This is a genomic window from Streptomyces cynarae (assembly GCF_025642135.1).
Lineage (GTDB): Bacteria > Actinomycetota > Actinomycetes > Streptomycetales > Streptomycetaceae > Streptomyces > Streptomyces cynarae.
In genome coordinates this window covers 7,969,768-7,983,848 of the sequence record NZ_CP106793.1, presented here as the reverse complement: position 1 = coordinate 7,983,848, position 14,081 = coordinate 7,969,768, and the positions used below count along the sequence as shown (strand labels likewise).

Sequence of the window (14,081 nt, the reverse complement as noted above, 5' to 3'; positions counted from 1 at the left end):
CCGGTGCGTACCGGCCGGGTCGTTCCGTGGCGATGGCCCGCAGGACATCAAGGCGGGCCGCCCGCCGAGCAGTGCGGCAGCGTGGACCGGCCGGACGCCGAGAGACCGGTGACCACGGTGTAACGGTCGGCCGGGAAGCCGGAACTCACCTCGTCCAGGGCCCGCACGGCGGTGTCACCGCTGCCGTGGACCTTGACGGCGTCGACGACCCGGGCGGCCGTTCGCGTGCCGGTCGCCGCGGTCATGCGGGACCGCCCTTGCCGGTGCGGCCGAACTGCTCGTCCAGGACGGAGAGGCGGCGCCAGTACTCGTCCTCGTCGATCTCTCCGGAGGCGAAGCGGCGCCCGAGCACCGCGATCGGCGAGTCGCCTGTGGGGCGGCCGTCCATCGGGCGCCAGGGGCCGCCGCGGCCGCGCCGGGCGGTGCGGCGCAGGACGGTGACGGCGCCGACGACGACGGCCGCCCAGATCAGCGGGAAGAACAGGATCCACGGGCCGGGGCCGCCGTCCCAGTGAGCCAGGGTCTGCATCGTGAGGCCATCTCCCTCGGTGGGTTGTCGGGTGATGCCTCGAGACTGGCTCCGGTAGGGGGTCCGGGTCGTCGTACGGCCGAGGGCAGTGCGCGTACCTCCCGGGGAGTAGGCGGGCGTTCGGCGCTGCTCCCTCACGAGCGGGGTTCGAGAGGCGGTTCGGCAGGTCGACTTCTGTACCTACCAGTATGTACAGTGCTCGGATGGGCACACCGGAGCGACTGATCGAGTCCACCCGCGAGCTGCTGTGGGAGCGCGGATACGTGGGCACCAGCCCCAAGGCGATCCTGGAGCGCTCGGGCGCCGGGCAGGGCAGCATGTACCACCACTTCAAGGGCAAGCCGGACCTGGCGCTGGCCGCCATCCGGCGCACCGCCGAGGAGATGCGCGCCACCGCACAGGGCGTGCTCGACGGGCCCGGGACACCGTACGAGCGGATCCAGGCGTATCTGCGGCGCGAACGCGACGTGTTGCGCGGCTGCCCGATCGGTCGGCTGACGATGGACCCGGACGTGGTGGCGAGCGACGAGCTGCGGGCGCCCGTCGACGAGACGATCGACTGGCTGCGCGAGCAGCTGGCCGGAATCGTCGAAGAGGGCAAGGAGCAAGGCCAGTTCGGGCAGTCCCTGGACGCGGAGGAGATCGCGGCGACGATCCTCGCGACGGTGCAGGGCGGCTATGTGCTGGCCCGCGCCTCGGGTTCACCGGCGGCTTTCGACGCGGGGGTGCGAGGTCTGCTCGCCCTTCTCCGACCGACCTCTTAGGAGCTGTTGACGATGCATGCCATGCAGTACGAACTGGCCCTGCCCGCCGACTACGACATGGGGATCATCCGAGACCGCGTCTCCCGCATCGGGCATCTGCTCGACGACTGGGACGGCCTCGGCTTCAAGGCGTACCTGATGCGTGAGCGGGGCGTGCACGGCTCTCCGGTCAACCAGTACGCGCCGTTCTATCTGTGGAACACCGTGGAGGGCATGAACACCTTCCTGTGGGGAGGCGCCTTCCAGGGGCTCGTGGGCGACTTCGGGCGGCCGGTGGTCCGGCAATGGACGGGGCTGGCATACGAGGAGGGCGTGGCCGCGGACTCCCCCGCCGTCGTGGCGGTGCGCCGGCGTCAAGCGGTGCCCGACGGCGTCCATCTGTCCGAGGTCATGGAGGACGCGGTGCGCGAGGCCGGGCGGCTGGCCGGGGACGACGGTGCGGTGCTCGCGGCGGCGGCCGTCGACACGCGGGGCTGGGAGTTGGTCCACTTCTCGCTCTGGGAGCACGACACGCCGAAGGCCGAAGGCGACGTGTTCCAGGTGCTGCACATGTCGGCGCCCGGACGGGGTGAGCTGCCGCGGGGGCGGCAGTGGTGAGCTTCGTCCGTACGGTCCTCGGCGACGTGCGTCCCGAGGACCTGGGCGTGTGCGACGCCCATGACCACCTGTTCTTCGCCAGTCCGCAACTGCCGGGCCAGGAGCTGCGCAGCGTGTCCGCGGCCCGGGCCGAGCTGGCCGCGTTCCGCGCCCAGGGCGGCTCGGCCGTCGTGCAGTGGACCCCGTACGGCCTGGGCCGGCGCGCCGCCGACCTACCGCCGTTGTCCCGGGAGACCGGTGTGCACCTGGTCGCCGCGACCGGACTGCACCAGTCCGTCCACTACGACGACGGCACGCTCGCCGGCCTGCGCGACCGGCTGGCCGACGTCTTCGTCCACGAACTCACCGAGGGCATCGGCACGTCCGGGATCAGAGCAGGGCTGATCAAGATCGCCGGCGGTTTCCACGCCCTCGACGCGCACGCCCGCTGGACGATGACCGCGGCGGCGGAGGCGCACCACGCGACGGGCGCGCCGATCGCGGTCCACCATGAGCTGGGCACGGGCGTGCTCGACGTACTGGACCTGCTGTGCGACGAGTTGGCGGTCCCGGCCCACCGGGTGATCCTCGGGCACCTCAACCGCAACCCGGACTCCGTCGTGCACCGCCAGGCCGCGGAATCCGGCGCCTACCTGGCGTTCGACGGTCCGTCACGGGCGAACCACGCCACGGACTGGCGGATGCCGGACGCGGTACGGGCCCTGGCCGACGCCGGCTTCGGCGACCGGCTGCTGCTCGGCGGCGACACGACCACCGCCGCGGCCCGCTCCGTGGCCGGCGGCCCCGGCATGCCGTATCTGCTGCGCCGCGTGCGGCCGAGGCTCGAAGTCGCCCTGGGCGAGGAGCTGGTGCACCGCATCCTCACGGAGAACCCCGGCCATGCCTTCGGCGTGGACTGGCGCTGAGCGCCGCGGACCCGCCCATGGCCCGATCGTGTCGAGCATTGTCCCTGCCGGCGCTTTCGGCCTGCGTGGCGGACCGGAGGATGTGAAGGAACAGGTCCCGGACGAAAGGCGACGACATGGCCCTGGAGATGCGTGACCACTGCGAACGCTGCGAGACCGCCGCGCTGCCGCACGACGGGCCCGCCCGCATCTGCTCGTACGAGTGCACGTTCTGCGAGCCGTGCAGCGAGGCCATGCGGCACGTCTGTCCCAACTGCGGCGGCGAACTGGTCGCGAGGCCCCGCCGTGCCGCAGCCGCCTGAGAAAGGAACACGAGCCCATGCCCTTCGTACGTGTAGACGCCCTGGGCGCCGGCCCCGAGCGGCTCGACGCGCTCGGCCGTGCCGTGCACGACGCCCTGGTCGAGACGCTCGGCATCCCGCCCGACGACCGTTTCCAGGTCCTCACCGGCCACGACGGCACCCGCAGCACGCTGCGCTACGACGACTACCTGGGCGTGCACCGTGACGAGGGCATCGTGTACGTCGCGATCACCATGCGCTCCGGGCGTCCGCCCGAGCGCAAGCAGGCCCTGTACCGGCGGATCGCCGAACTCGCCCAGACGTACGCGGGAACCGAGCCGCGCAACGTGTTCGTCACCGTGACCGAGAACGAATCCGCCGACTGGTCGCTCGGCGACGGGGTGGCGCAGTACCTGGTCCGCCGGGGTGCGCCCGCACCTGCCGCACACGGCCCAGCCGGCGAAACCCCGGGCGGTGCCTGACGCGGCGTCAGGTGAGGGCGGCCAGTGGGTCGTCCAGTACCGGCTGCCACGCCAGCTCCGCCGCTCCGACCAGGCTGTTGTGGTCGAGTGTGCAGGCGAGGACGGGGACTTGGCCGCTGCGACCCCACAGGCTGCGGTCGGCGACGACGGCGCGCAGCCGCTCGGGGTCGGCGTCGAGCAGGGTGCGGTGCAGCCCGCCGAGGATGATGCGGTCCGGGTTGAGGATGTTGACGAGGCCGGCGAGACCGAGGCCTAGCCGGTCGATCAGCAGCTCGACGGCGCCGCGGACGGCCGGGTCGGTGGCGTACGCGGTGCGGATGAGGTCGTTGGCCTGTTGAAGCTGTGAGACCTCGGGACCGGCCTCGCGCTCGGCCGCCGCCAGGAAGGCCAGCGGGTCCGCCTCCACATCGAGACAGCCACGGCTGCCGCAGTGGCAGGGGCGGCCCTCCGGGTTCACGGTGAGGTGGCCGACCTCGAGCGCCAGACCCGAACTGCCCGTGTGCAACCGTCCGTCGAGCACCAGCGCGCCGCCCACGCCCCGGTGCCCGGTGGCCACGCACAGCAGGTCCCTGGAGCCGCGGCCCGCGCCGTGGCGGTGCTCGGCGAGCGCGGCCAGGTTGATGTCGTTGGCGGCGAAGGCGGGCCCCGTGATGCCGGCGGCGCGCACCCGCTCGGCGAAGATCTCCCGTACGGGTGCTCCCGCCGGCCAGTCGAGGTGCAGCGGGTTGAGCGCCAGGCCCTCCGGCTCGGCGACCGCGGACGGCACGGCGAGCCCGGCGCCCACACAGCGCCGCCCGGTCTCGCGCAGCAGTTCGGCGCCCGCTTCGACCACCGAGCCGAGCACCTTGGCCGGGTCGGCGTCGACGGTCTCGCAGCCGGGGGCGGTCGCGACGATGCTGCCACCGAGGCCGACGAGCGCGGCCCGGAAGCCGTCGGCGTGCACCTGGGCGGCGAGCGCCACGGGTCCGTCCTCGGCGATCTCCAGCCGGTGCGAGGGCCGCCCTGCGTCCCGGCGGCGGCCCCGGGTGGGCGTCGACGCGGATCAGGCCGAGCGCCTCCAGTTCGGCGGCCACCGCTCCGGCGGTCGCCCGGGTGACGCCCAGCTCGGCGGTGAGCACGGCGCGCGTCGGCGCACGGCCGGTGTGCACCAGCTCCAGCGCGGGTCCGAGCGCGCCGCGCCCGCGGTCCAGCCGTGTCCGTGTGTTCCCTTCCCCTACCGCCCGGGGACCCGCCTTACCGCTCATGAGGGGGAGTCTCCCATGATCCGCTGCGGGTCCCGGCCGAAGCCGCTGACCCTGAGGGTGATGTTCAGCCGGCCCGTCAGCCCCAACGCGGGCGGCGCGGTCCCCGGCCGTACCTTCGGCACCCCGTGGTGGGCGAGCCGCGCCGGTCCGCCGAAGACGAACAGGTCCCCGCTGCGCAGCTCCACGTCCGTGTAAGGGCGGGTGCGCGTCTCGGTGTTGCCGAAACGGAAGACGCAGGTGTCGCCGAGACTCAGCGACACCACCGGGGCGTCGGACGTCTCGTCGCTGTCGCGGTGCATCCCCATACGGGCGTCCGCCTCGTAGAAGTTGATCAGGGCGATGTCGTACGGCTCCCACGGCACCGCCCGCGGGCCCAGGGCGGCCTCGACCGCCTCGCGGCCCAGTGCGGCGAGCCAGTCCGGGAACGGCTTCACGGGGGCGCCGTCGCCGTCGACGACCGTGCGGGCGTACCCGTAGGGATACCAGTGCCAGCCGAGGCAGACCTGCCGCGAGGTCATCGTGCCCCCGCCGGGCGTGCGCACGGTCCGCAGTCCGGCCGGCGGGCGGGCCCACTCCCGGCAGGCGTCCAGGAGCCGCTGCTGACGGTCCCCGTCCAGCCAGTCGGGCACATGGACCGCACCGGGGGCGACCTGTGCGCGGCTCCGCGGGAACAGCTCGGCGTCCATGGCTCCATCATCACGTATCCGACCCACCGGGACGGGGCCCCACCTGCGGCTCGGCTAGCCTGGACGCACCATGAACGACCGATTGACCACGCCGTGGGGCGAGTGCGCGCTGGCCCGCTTCCCGGAGGACCCCCGCGACCGGCTGCGCGCCTGGGACGCCTCCGACGCGTATCTGCTGCGGCACCTCGCGTCGAGCGGCGCCCCGCTCGACGGTACGGTCGTCATCGTCGGCGACCGGTGGGGTGCGCTCACCACGGCGCTCGCGGCGCACCGCCCGACTCAGATCACCGACTCGTTCCTGGCGCAGGAGGCGACCCGCGCGAACCTCGCGCGCAACGGTGTCGACGCGGGCGCCGTCCGGCTGCTCAGCACCCGGGACGACCCGCCGTCCCGGGTGGACGTGCTCCTGATCCGTGTCCCGAAGAGTCTCGCGTTGCTGGAGGACCAGTTGCACCGGCTGGCGCCCGGTGTGCACGAGGGGACGGTGGTGATCGGCACCGGCATGGTCAAGGAGATCCACACCTCGACGCTGGAACTGTTCGAGCGCGTCCTCGGGCCTACCCGTACCTCGCTCGCCGAGCAAAAGGCCCGGCTGATCTTCTGCACCCCGGATCCGGACCTCGACCGGGGCAGCAACCCGTGGCCGTACCGCTACCGACTCCCTGACGGCATCGGCTCGTTGTCCGGTCGGACCGTCACCAACCACGCGGGCGTCTTCTGCGCCGACCGCCTCGACATCGGCACCCGTTTCTTCCTCCAGCACCTTCCGCGCGGCCGGGGCGCCGAGCGGATCGTGGACCTCGGCTGCGGCAACGGCATCGTGGGGCTGGCGGCCGCGCTGGCCGATCCCGAGGCCGAGGTGCTGTTCACCGACGAGTCGTACCAGGCGGTGGCCTCGGCGGAGGCGACCTACCGGGACAACGCCCGGGGGCGGGCTGCGTTCCGGGTCGGTGACGGTCTGTCCGGGGCGCCCGCCGCGAGCGTCGACCTCGTCCTCAACAACCCGCCGTTCCACTCCCACCAGGCGACGACGGACGCCACCGCCTGGCGCATGTTCACCGGCGCGCGGCGCGCCCTGCGGCCCGGCGGCGAGCTGTGGGTGATCGGGAACCGTCATCTGGGCTACCACGTGAAACTGCGCCGCCTCTTCGGCAACAGCGAACTGGTAGCGAGCGGCCCCAAGTTCGTCGTGCTGAAGGCGGTCAAGAAGTAGCCGAACCCGCCACCGTCTTCCGCGTGGAGCGTGCCGGGGGCACGCCTACGGGGGCGGGGGCTCCGATGCGGGAGTGCCGCCGTTTCGCAGCACGGTCACGAGACGGGTCACGGTCCGGGCCATCGCCTCCCGTCCCACGCCGAGGTAGCCGCGCGAGTCGACCGCCTCGGGCCGCCCGGCGAGGAACTCCCGGATCGCGTCGGTCATCGCGACGTTCAGGGCGGTGCCGATGTTGACCTTCGTGATGCCGCCCGCGACGGCCGCGGTCAGTTCGTGGTCCGGCAGTCCGGACGAGCCGTGCAGCACGAGCGGTACGTCGAGGGCGGCACCGAGCCGTTCGATCAGGGCGTGGTCGAGTGCGGCCGTGCGCGTGGTCATCGCGTGCGTGCTGCCGACGGCGACGGCCAGCGCGTCGACACCGGTGTCCGCCACGAAGGCGGCGGCCTCGGCCGGGTCGGTACGGGCGCCGGGTGTGTGCGGGCCGGGCGGCGGTTCGCCGTTCTTGCCGCCCACCTGTCCCAACTCCGCTTCGATCCACAGCCCTTGGGCATGCGCCCAGTCGGCGGCGGCCCGGGTCGCGGTGAGGTTCTCCTGGTACGGCAGCCGGGCCGCGTCGTACATCACGGAGCCGAACCCGGCGCCGGGTGCCTGGCGGAGCAGGTCGTCGCTCTGGACGTGGTCGAGGTGGAGGGCGACGGGCACGGCGGCACGCGCGGCGGCCGCGGCGGCGGCACGGGCGAGCGGGAGGAGCCGCCCGTAGCGGTACTTGACGGCGTTCTCGCTGACCTGGAGCACGACGGGCGTGTCCGCGGCCTCCGCGCCCGCGATCACGGCCTCGATGTGTTCGAGGGTGATGACGTTGAACGCGGCGACGGCACCGCCCGCCGCTGCGGCGGCGGCGATCAGCTCACCGGTGGGGGCGAGGGGCACGGCTCCTCCTTCTCACCTGGCGCGGGAATCGGGTGCGAGGATCACCGAGCGGGTCAGATGGCGCGGCCGGTCGGGATCGAGTCGGCGGGCGGCGGCGAGGGCGACGGCGAGCCGCTGGACACGGAGGAGTTCGGCGAGCGGGTCGAGGCCGCCGGCCACCCACAGCCCTCCCGTCTCCCGGACCTGTGCGGCCAGTCGGTCGGGTGCCTCGCCGAGCATCCAGGTCGCGGTGGTGTGCGTGGTGATGCTGATGGGGCCGTGCCGGTACTCCATCGCGGGGTACGCCTCCGTCCACGCCTGCGCGGCCTCCCGCAGTTTCAGCGCGGCCTCGTGGGCGAGTCCGACGGTCCAGCCGCACCCCAGGAAGGTGAACTGCGTGCGCCGGACGAGCCCGTCGGGCAGCGGGGACTCCAGGGCGGTGCGGGCGTCGGCGACCACGGCGTCCGAGTGCAGGCCGAGGTGGGCGCGGAGCAGGGTGAGGGCGGTGGTGGCGAACCGGGTCTGGACGACGGAGCGTTCGTCGGCGAAGCCGAGCTCCACCACCTCGTCGGCGCAGTCCGTCACGGGCGTGCGCGTATCGGCGGTGATCGCGGTGGTCCGCAGCCGACCGCGGAGCCGGCGGAGGAGGTCGAGGACCTCGGTGGTGGTCCCGGACCGGGTGAGTGCGACGACCCGGTCGTAGGCCCGGCCGTGCGGAAACTCGGAGGCGGCGAAGGCGTCCGTCTCGCCCTGCCCGGACCGCTCACGCAGCGCGGCGGCGGACTGCGCCATGAAGAACGAGGTCCCGCACCCCACGATCGCCACCCGCTCCCCCGCCGCCGGCAGCGCGTCCTTGTGGCCCTGCGCGCTCTCGGCGGCGCGCGTCCAGCACTCGGGCTGGCTGGTCAGCTCCTGCTCGACGTATGTCATGCCGCGCCCTCCCAGCAATGCCGGTAATGCTTGTTCTTGCAAGATAGAGCCAGATTTCGAGCAGGATCAAGCATGGCGACGGAAGTGCTGTGCGCTAGGGTCACCCGCAAGGCCGAGGAAACGGAGAGTGGGATGTCCCGCGACGCCCGCTGGAAGGCGCTGCTGGAGCTGCTCGTCGAGCGGGGCCGGCTGGAGGTCGAGGAGGCGGCGGCCGGGCTCGGGGTGTCGGCCGCGACGATCCGACGCGACTTCGACCAGCTCGCGGAGCAGCAGATGCTGGTGCGCACCCGGGGCGGCGCGGTGGTGCACGGGGTCTCCTACGAACTGCCGCTGCGCTACAAGACCGCCCGCCGCGCCTCGGAGAAGCAGCGCATCGCACATGCGGTGGCCGGCCTGATCACGCCCGGCGAGGCGGTGGGTCTCACCGGCGGCACCACCACCACCGAGGTGGCGCGGGCGCTCGCGGTGCGCGGCGACCTGACGTCGGGCTCCCCCGCGCTGACGATCGTCACCAACGCGCTGAACATCGCCAACGAGCTGGCCGTGCGTCCCCAGTTCAAGATCGTGGTCACCGGCGGGGTCGCGCGACCGCAGTCGTACGAGCTGATCGGTCCGCTCGCGGACGGCGTACTCGGCCAGATCACCCTGGACGTGGCCGTGCTCGGCGTCGTGGCCCTGGACGTCACGCACGGCGCGGCGGCGCACGACGAGGCGGAGGCAGCGATCAACCGTGTGCTGTGCGAGCGCGCCGCGCGCGTGGTCGTCGCGGCGGACTCGAGCAAGCTGGGGCAGCGCGCCTTCGCGCGGATCTGCGCGGTGGAGGCGGTGGACACCCTGGTCACGGACACGGCGGCCGGGGCGGACACGGTGCGGCGGTTCGAGGAGGCGGGCGTCCGCGTGATCACGGCCTGAGGACCCCGAGGCCGGGCGCGGATCCGCTCCCCGTGCCGCCCCCTCGCCTTGCGCCTACCCTGGGACCTGCGGTGCGCGTATCCGGTGGTCAGGGAGGCTGCGATGGCCGAAACGCCGAGCGAGCAGTACGGGCCCGGGCGCTCCCGGTACCTGCCGATCGCCGACCACGGTCTGATCGGTGACATGCGCACCGTCGCCCTGGTGGGAAGCAACGGCACCATCGACTGGTACTGCTGCCCCTCCTTCGACTGCCCGAGCGTCTTCGGCGCCATCCTGGACACCGAGCGGGGCGGGTGCTTCGAACTCGCCGCGACCGTGCCGGGCCGCACGAAGCAGTTCTACTTCCCCGACACCAATGTCCTGATCACGCGGTTCTTCACCGAGGACGGCGTCGGCGAGGTGCAGGACTTCATGCCCGTCGGGGCGGCATCGGTCGAGACCGAACGCCACCGACTCATCCGGAGGGTCCTGTGCGTGCGGGGCTCCCTGCCCTTCCGCGTACGGGTGGCTCCACGGTTCGACTACGGCAGGCAGCCGCACACTCTGCGGCTGCTCGGTGACGTGGCGGTCTTCGAGTCCGCCGACCTGTCACTGGCCCTGACCGCCACCGTCCCGCTGGAAGGCGACGACCGGGACGTGTGGGCGGACTTCAAACTCGCCGAGGGCGAGTCGACGGTGTTCGCCCTGGACCAGGTCGGTGACCATCTGGCGCCGCGCATGTGCGCACGTGTCGAGGCCGAGAAACAGTTCGCCGCCACGGTGGAGTACTGGCGGCGCTGGCTGCACCAGTCCCGCTACCGCGGTCGCTGGCGGGAGATGGTGCACCGCTCCGCCCTCACTCTGAAGCTGCTCACCTATGCCCCGACCGGCGCGATCCTGGCGGCGCCGACGACCAGCCTGCCCGAGCGGCTGGGCGGCGAACGCAACTGGGACTACCGCTATGTGTGGGTGCGCGACGCGGCCTTCTGCGTCTACGCCATGCTGCGGCTCGGGTTCGCCGACGAGGCCGAGGCGTTCATGAAGTTCGTGACCCGGCACATCACACCCGGCGACGGCGGACCGTCCGGCCCGCTGCAGATCATGTACGGCATCGACGGCCGCAGCGACCTGCCCGAGTACGAACTCGACCATCTCGAGGGCCATCAGGGCTCCGCGCCGGTCCGGGTCGGCAACGCGGCCGCCGACCAGCTCCAGCTCGACATCTACGGCGCCCTGATCGACTCCATCTATCTCTACGACAAGTGGGCGCAGCCCATCTCCAGCGACCAGTGGGACCAGGTCTGCGCGCTGGTGGACTGGGTCTGTGACCACTGGGACCAACCGGACGAGGGCATCTGGGAGACCCGCGGCGGCCGCAAGAAGTTCCTGTACTCGCGGCTGATGTGCTGGGTGGCGATCGAACGGGCCATCCGGATGGCCCGACGCCGCAGCCTGCCCGCCGACATGGTGCGCTGGCTGCAGTGCCGCGACACCATCTACCGGCGGATCATGCAGCGCGGCTGGTCCGCCAAGCGCCAGGCCTTCGTCCAGCACGAGGACAGCGACGTGCTGGACGCATCCGTGCTGATGATGCCCCTGGCCAAGTTCATCGCGCCCACCGACCCAAAGTGGTTGTCCACACTGGACGCACTCACCCAGGACCTGGTCTCCGACTCCCTGGTCTACCGCTACGACCCACAGGCCAGCCCGGACGGCCTGCGGGGCGACGAGGGCACGTTCTCCATCTGCTCCTTCTGGTACGTCGAGGCACTGGTCCGCGCCGGACGGCTGGACGAGGCACGGCTGGCGTTCGAGAAGATGCTCACCTACGCCAACCATCTGGGCCTGTACGCCGAGGAGATCAGCCACACCGGCGAGCAACAGGGCAACTTCCCGCAGGCGTTCACGCACTTCGCCCTGATCAGCGCGGCGTTCAATCTCGACCGTGCGCTGGGGTGAGGCGGAGCAGCGTGCCGCTGCCTCAGCTCTGCGTGCGTGTCAGGCGGATCATGTTCCAGGACAGGGGCTCCAGTCCGGCGCGCAGGACCCCGTCCTTGACGAGGGTGCCGGTGGCCGGGTGCGGTGTCACCCGGTCGGGGTGGTCCAGGGTGTTGCGGGCGTCGGGGTCGGCGTCGGACAGCACCAGGTGCTCCTCGACGGTGTGCGCGTCGACGCCGCGCAGGTCGATCTCGAGCGGCAGCGCCTCGCTCTGGCTCCGGTTGACGGTGAACACGGTGACGGCGCCGGTTTCGTCGTCGGTCACGGCGGTGGCGTGCAGCAGGGGCACATCGCCGAACCGGGCCGTGGGGTACGTGGGGCCGTCCACCTCGACGCGCAGCACCCGGCCGCGGCCGTACCGGGATGCCTGGGCGAAGGGGAAGAAGGTGGTCTGCCGCCAGGCGGGCCCGCCCGGCTCGGTCATGATCGGCGCGATGACGTTGACGAGCTGGGCGAGGGAGGCGGCGGTGACCCGGTCGGCGTGCCGCAGCAGGGCGATCAGCAGGGAGCCGAACACCACGGCGTCGGTGACGGTGTAGACGTCCTCCAGCAGGCGCGGCGCCTGCTGCCATTCCTCGACGTGATGCGGGTTGGGCCGGCTCTGGTACCAGACGTTCCACTCGTCGAAGGAGAGGTTGATGCGCTTGGTCGCCTTCAGCCTGGCGCGGACGTGGTCGCAGGTGGCCACGACCGACTCGATGAAGTGCTCCATGTCGACCGCGGAGGCGAGGAAGGAGTCCCGGTCGCCGTCGGTCTCCTCGTAGTACGCGTGCAGCGAGACGTGGTCGACCAGGTCGTACGCGGCTTCGAGAACGGTCGCCTCCCAGGCGGCGAAGGTGGACATCCCGGAGCCCGAGCTGCCGCACGCAACCAGTTCCAGGTCCGGCTCGATCATCCTCATGGCGCGGGCGGTCTCGGCGGCGAGCCGCCCGTACTCCTCGGCCGTCTTGTGGCCGATCTGCCAGGGGCCGTCCATCTCGTTGCCCAGGCACCACATCTTGATGCCGTACGGCTCCCCACCGCCGTGGGCGATGCGCAGGTCGGACAGTTCGGTGCCGCCCGGGTGGTTGCTGTACTCCAGCAGCCGTAGCGCGTCCTCCACTCCGCGGGTGCCGAGGTTGACGGCCATCATGGGCTCCGTGCCGGTCTTGCGGCAGAAGTCCATGAACTCGCCGAGGCCGAACTCGTTGGTCTCGGTGGTCTTCCAGGCGAGGTCGAGGCGTGCCGGCCGCTCCTTACGCGGTCCGACGGTGTCCTCCCAGCGGTAGCCGGAGACGAAGTTGCCGCCCGGGTAGCGCACGGTGGTGACGCCCAGCTCCCGGATCAGCGCGAGCACGTCCTGCCGCAGGCCGGCGGGGTCGGCGGCGGGGTGGCCCGGTTCGTACAGACCGCTGTAGACGCAGCGGCCCAGGTGTTCCATGAACGACCCGTACAGACGGGGGTGGACGGTTCCGATCCCGAAGGCCGAGTCGAGGGTGAAGCGTGCGGGGGTCGTGGTGGGGGCGGACATGGCTGCCTTTCACGTGGGATGCGGTGCGGGACGTTGTGCGGGCTTCTCAGAGGGGAAGCGTGCAGACCACCGACGGCAGGGATGCCGCCGGGGCGGGCTGTTCGAGGGTGCCGTCGTCCCGGACCCGTAGCGCGGCGAGGGTGCCGCTGTGCTGGTTGGCGACGAGGAGGTGACCGGCCGTCAGGGTGAGGCCGCGGGGCCAGGTGCCGCCGCTGGGGACCTCGCCGATCGGTGTCAGGCCGGAGCCGGTGATCCGGAACGCGGCCACCGTGTCCGCTCCGCGGTTGGTCACCCACACGAAGCGCCCGCACGGCGAGGCGACGATCCCGCCGGGATAGTTGTCGACGTCCTGGGCCGTGGTGGCGGGCACGGCGGAGCCCTCCGTCAGGATCCCCGTCTGGGCGTCGTAGTGGTGGCAGGTGACGGTGGAGGAGAGCTCGTCGCTGCTGAACACCAGCTCGCCACCGGGGGCGAACGCGAGATGGCGGGGGCCGGAGCCCGCGCGCAGCCGGCTCACCGCGCTCTGTGCGAGCGTTCCGGCGCGGGTGTCCAGCACATAGGCGAACACCGCGTCCGCGCCCAGGTCGGTGGCCAGCACGAAGCGGCCCGCCGGGTCGACGACGACCTGGTGGGCGTGGCTGCCCTCCTGCCGTCCGGTGACCGGGCCCGAACCCTCGTGCACGACGACGTCGGTCGGCCCGCTCACCCGCCCGTGCTCGTCGAGCCGGTGCACGGCCACGGTGCCGGGTTCCGTGTCGCTGCCGTAGTTGGCGGTCAGCAGCCAGCGGCCGTCGGGGTGGACGGTCAGATGGCACGGGTTCGTCCCGCCGCCGGCGACCGGGGTGCCCAGGGCCGCCAGGGCGCCGTCGGGCTGCCGGGTGACCGCGGTGACGGTTCCGGGGTCGGTCTCGTTCGTGCTGTAGAAGACGTCCAGGGTCGGGTGCGCCGCCAGGAAGGAGGCGCCGCTGACGGGCAGCGGTGGCAGTCCGCTCTCGGGGGCCGGACGGCCGCTCGCCGGATCGAAGCGCACGACGTCGAGTCCGGCGCCGTCGCCCCCGGTGTCGGGTGTGTAGGAGCCGGTGAGGACGAGGAGGGGGCCGGACGAGGCAGGTGTGGGCATGGGCTTCGCGGGACTTTCCTTG

At 72.3% G+C, this 14,081-nt stretch carries 14 protein-coding genes and 2 pseudogenes; 8 read left to right on the top strand and 8 right to left on the bottom strand.

Going from position 1 to position 14,081, the window contains the following annotated elements:
• Window positions 1-59 precede the first annotated feature (59 nt).
• A pseudogene (locus tag N8I84_RS36060) lies at window positions 60-245 on the bottom strand (ABC transporter ATP-binding protein); the annotation flags it as partial.
• A complete protein-coding gene (locus N8I84_RS36055; protein ID WP_200420106.1) occupies window positions 242-529 on the bottom strand; it encodes an SHOCT domain-containing protein in 288 nt (95 codons plus the stop codon). The gene N8I84_RS36055 and the pseudogene N8I84_RS36060, both read right to left, overlap by 4 nt.
• Window positions 530-732: 203 nt before the next feature.
• Here N8I84_RS36055 and N8I84_RS36050 point away from each other — a divergent pair, with 203 nt between their 5' ends.
• The 5 genes from N8I84_RS36050 to N8I84_RS36030 all read left to right on the top strand — a co-directional run bounded on the left by N8I84_RS36050 (window position 733) and on the right by N8I84_RS36030 (window position 3,558).
• The gene (locus tag N8I84_RS36050) at window positions 733-1,293 is read left to right on the top strand and encodes a TetR/AcrR family transcriptional regulator (RefSeq protein ID WP_263233651.1); all 561 of its coding nucleotides are present in this window, start codon (window positions 733-735) and stop codon (window positions 1,291-1,293) included.
• A gap of 12 nt (window positions 1,294-1,305) precedes the next feature.
• Window positions 1,306-1,890: a DUF4865 family protein gene (locus N8I84_RS36045; protein WP_263233650.1), complete on the top strand. Its 585-nt coding sequence runs from the start codon at window positions 1,306-1,308 to the stop codon at window positions 1,888-1,890.
• The gene (locus N8I84_RS36040; RefSeq protein WP_263233648.1) at window positions 1,887-2,795 is read left to right on the top strand and encodes a phosphotriesterase family protein; all 909 of its coding nucleotides are present in this window, start codon (window positions 1,887-1,889) and stop codon (window positions 2,793-2,795) included. Before N8I84_RS36045 ends, N8I84_RS36040 begins: the two co-directional genes overlap by 4 nt.
• A 116-nt stretch (window positions 2,796-2,911) precedes the next feature.
• Window positions 2,912-3,097: a DUF1272 domain-containing protein gene (locus N8I84_RS36035; protein ID WP_263233646.1), complete on the top strand. Its 186-nt coding sequence runs from the start codon at window positions 2,912-2,914 to the stop codon at window positions 3,095-3,097.
• A 17-nt stretch (window positions 3,098-3,114) separates the two neighbouring features.
• Window positions 3,115-3,558 (top strand): tautomerase family protein, encoded by a 444-nt coding sequence (locus N8I84_RS36030; protein ID WP_263233645.1) that lies wholly within the window; start codon window positions 3,115-3,117, stop codon window positions 3,556-3,558.
• Between the two features lie 7 nt (window positions 3,559-3,565).
• On the opposite strand, the pseudogene N8I84_RS36025 reads toward N8I84_RS36030, so the two are convergent.
• Together N8I84_RS36025 and N8I84_RS36020 are read right to left on the bottom strand one after the other, a co-directional pair.
• Window positions 3,566-4,802 (bottom strand): annotated as a pseudogene (locus N8I84_RS36025) (ROK family protein).
• The gene (locus N8I84_RS36020) at window positions 4,799-5,488 is read right to left on the bottom strand and encodes an alpha-ketoglutarate-dependent dioxygenase AlkB family protein (RefSeq protein WP_263233644.1); all 690 of its coding nucleotides are present in this window, start codon (window positions 5,486-5,488) and stop codon (window positions 4,799-4,801) included. Before N8I84_RS36020 ends, N8I84_RS36025 begins: the two are co-directional and overlap by 4 nt.
• A 70-nt stretch (window positions 5,489-5,558) precedes the next feature.
• On the opposite strand from N8I84_RS36020, the gene N8I84_RS36015 reads away from it, so the two are divergent.
• Window positions 5,559-6,701: a methyltransferase gene (locus N8I84_RS36015; RefSeq protein ID WP_263233643.1), complete on the top strand. Its 1,143-nt coding sequence runs from the start codon at window positions 5,559-5,561 to the stop codon at window positions 6,699-6,701.
• Between the two features lie 45 nt (window positions 6,702-6,746).
• On the opposite strand, the gene N8I84_RS36010 is transcribed toward N8I84_RS36015, so the two are convergent.
• Both N8I84_RS36010 and N8I84_RS36005 read right to left on the bottom strand, forming a co-directional pair.
• Window positions 6,747-7,631: a class II fructose-bisphosphate aldolase gene (locus N8I84_RS36010; protein WP_263233642.1), complete on the bottom strand. Its 885-nt coding sequence runs from the start codon at window positions 7,629-7,631 to the stop codon at window positions 6,747-6,749.
• A gap of 12 nt (window positions 7,632-7,643) precedes the next feature.
• Window positions 7,644-8,540, bottom strand: coding sequence for an SIS domain-containing protein (locus tag N8I84_RS36005; protein WP_263233640.1), 897 nt, complete (start codon window positions 8,538-8,540; stop codon window positions 7,644-7,646).
• A gap of 132 nt (window positions 8,541-8,672) precedes the next feature.
• Here N8I84_RS36005 and N8I84_RS36000 point away from each other — a divergent pair, with 132 nt between their 5' ends.
• On the top strand, window positions 8,673-9,452 hold the full coding sequence (locus N8I84_RS36000) for a DeoR/GlpR family DNA-binding transcription regulator (RefSeq protein WP_263234999.1): 780 nt from the start codon (window positions 8,673-8,675) through the stop codon (window positions 9,450-9,452).
• A gap of 102 nt (window positions 9,453-9,554) precedes the next feature.
• A complete protein-coding gene (locus tag N8I84_RS35995; RefSeq protein ID WP_263233639.1) occupies window positions 9,555-11,390 on the top strand; it encodes a glycoside hydrolase family 15 protein in 1,836 nt (611 codons plus the stop codon).
• 22 nt (window positions 11,391-11,412) lie between these two features.
• Here N8I84_RS35995 and arfA read toward each other — a convergent pair whose 3' ends face one another.
• Both arfA and N8I84_RS35985 read right to left on the bottom strand, forming a co-directional pair.
• Window positions 11,413-12,939, bottom strand: a complete 1,527-nt coding sequence (gene arfA, locus N8I84_RS35990; protein WP_263233638.1) for an arabinosylfuranosidase ArfA — start codon at window positions 12,937-12,939, stop codon at window positions 11,413-11,415.
• Window positions 12,940-12,985: 46 nt separating this feature from the next.
• Window positions 12,986-14,059 carry a lactonase family protein gene (locus N8I84_RS35985; RefSeq protein WP_263233637.1) on the bottom strand — a complete coding sequence of 358 codons (1,074 nt, stop codon included), beginning with the start codon at window positions 14,057-14,059 and terminating at the stop codon, window positions 12,986-12,988.
• Between the last annotated feature and the right edge of the window lie 22 nt (window positions 14,060-14,081).

Excerpts from the sequence above, each read along its gene's own strand:
- arfA (WP_263233638.1), bottom strand. The coding sequence starts at position 12,939 with ATGTCCGCCCCCACCACGACCCCCGCACGCTTCACCCTCGACTCGGCC.
- N8I84_RS35995 (WP_263233639.1), top strand. The coding sequence starts at position 9,555 with ATGGCCGAAACGCCGAGCGAGCAGTACGGGCCCGGGCGCTCCCGGTAC.
- N8I84_RS36045 (WP_263233650.1), top strand. The coding sequence starts at position 1,306 with ATGCATGCCATGCAGTACGAACTGGCCCTGCCCGCCGACTACGACATG.
- N8I84_RS36020 (WP_263233644.1), bottom strand. The coding sequence starts at position 5,488 with ATGGACGCCGAGCTGTTCCCGCGGAGCCGCGCACAGGTCGCCCCCGGT.
- N8I84_RS36000 (WP_263234999.1), top strand. The coding sequence starts at position 8,673 with ATGTCCCGCGACGCCCGCTGGAAGGCGCTGCTGGAGCTGCTCGTCGAG.
- N8I84_RS36050 (WP_263233651.1), top strand. The coding sequence starts at position 733 with ATGGGCACACCGGAGCGACTGATCGAGTCCACCCGCGAGCTGCTGTGG.
- N8I84_RS36030 (WP_263233645.1), top strand. The coding sequence starts at position 3,115 with ATGCCCTTCGTACGTGTAGACGCCCTGGGCGCCGGCCCCGAGCGGCTC.
- N8I84_RS36055 (WP_200420106.1), bottom strand. The coding sequence starts at position 529 with ATGCAGACCCTGGCTCACTGGGACGGCGGCCCCGGCCCGTGGATCCTG.
- N8I84_RS36005 (WP_263233640.1), bottom strand. The coding sequence starts at position 8,540 with ATGACATACGTCGAGCAGGAGCTGACCAGCCAGCCCGAGTGCTGGACG.
- N8I84_RS36035 (WP_263233646.1), top strand. The coding sequence starts at position 2,912 with ATGGCCCTGGAGATGCGTGACCACTGCGAACGCTGCGAGACCGCCGCG.
- N8I84_RS35985 (WP_263233637.1), bottom strand. The coding sequence starts at position 14,059 with ATGCCCACACCTGCCTCGTCCGGCCCCCTCCTCGTCCTCACCGGCTCC.
- N8I84_RS36015 (WP_263233643.1), top strand. The coding sequence starts at position 5,559 with ATGAACGACCGATTGACCACGCCGTGGGGCGAGTGCGCGCTGGCCCGC.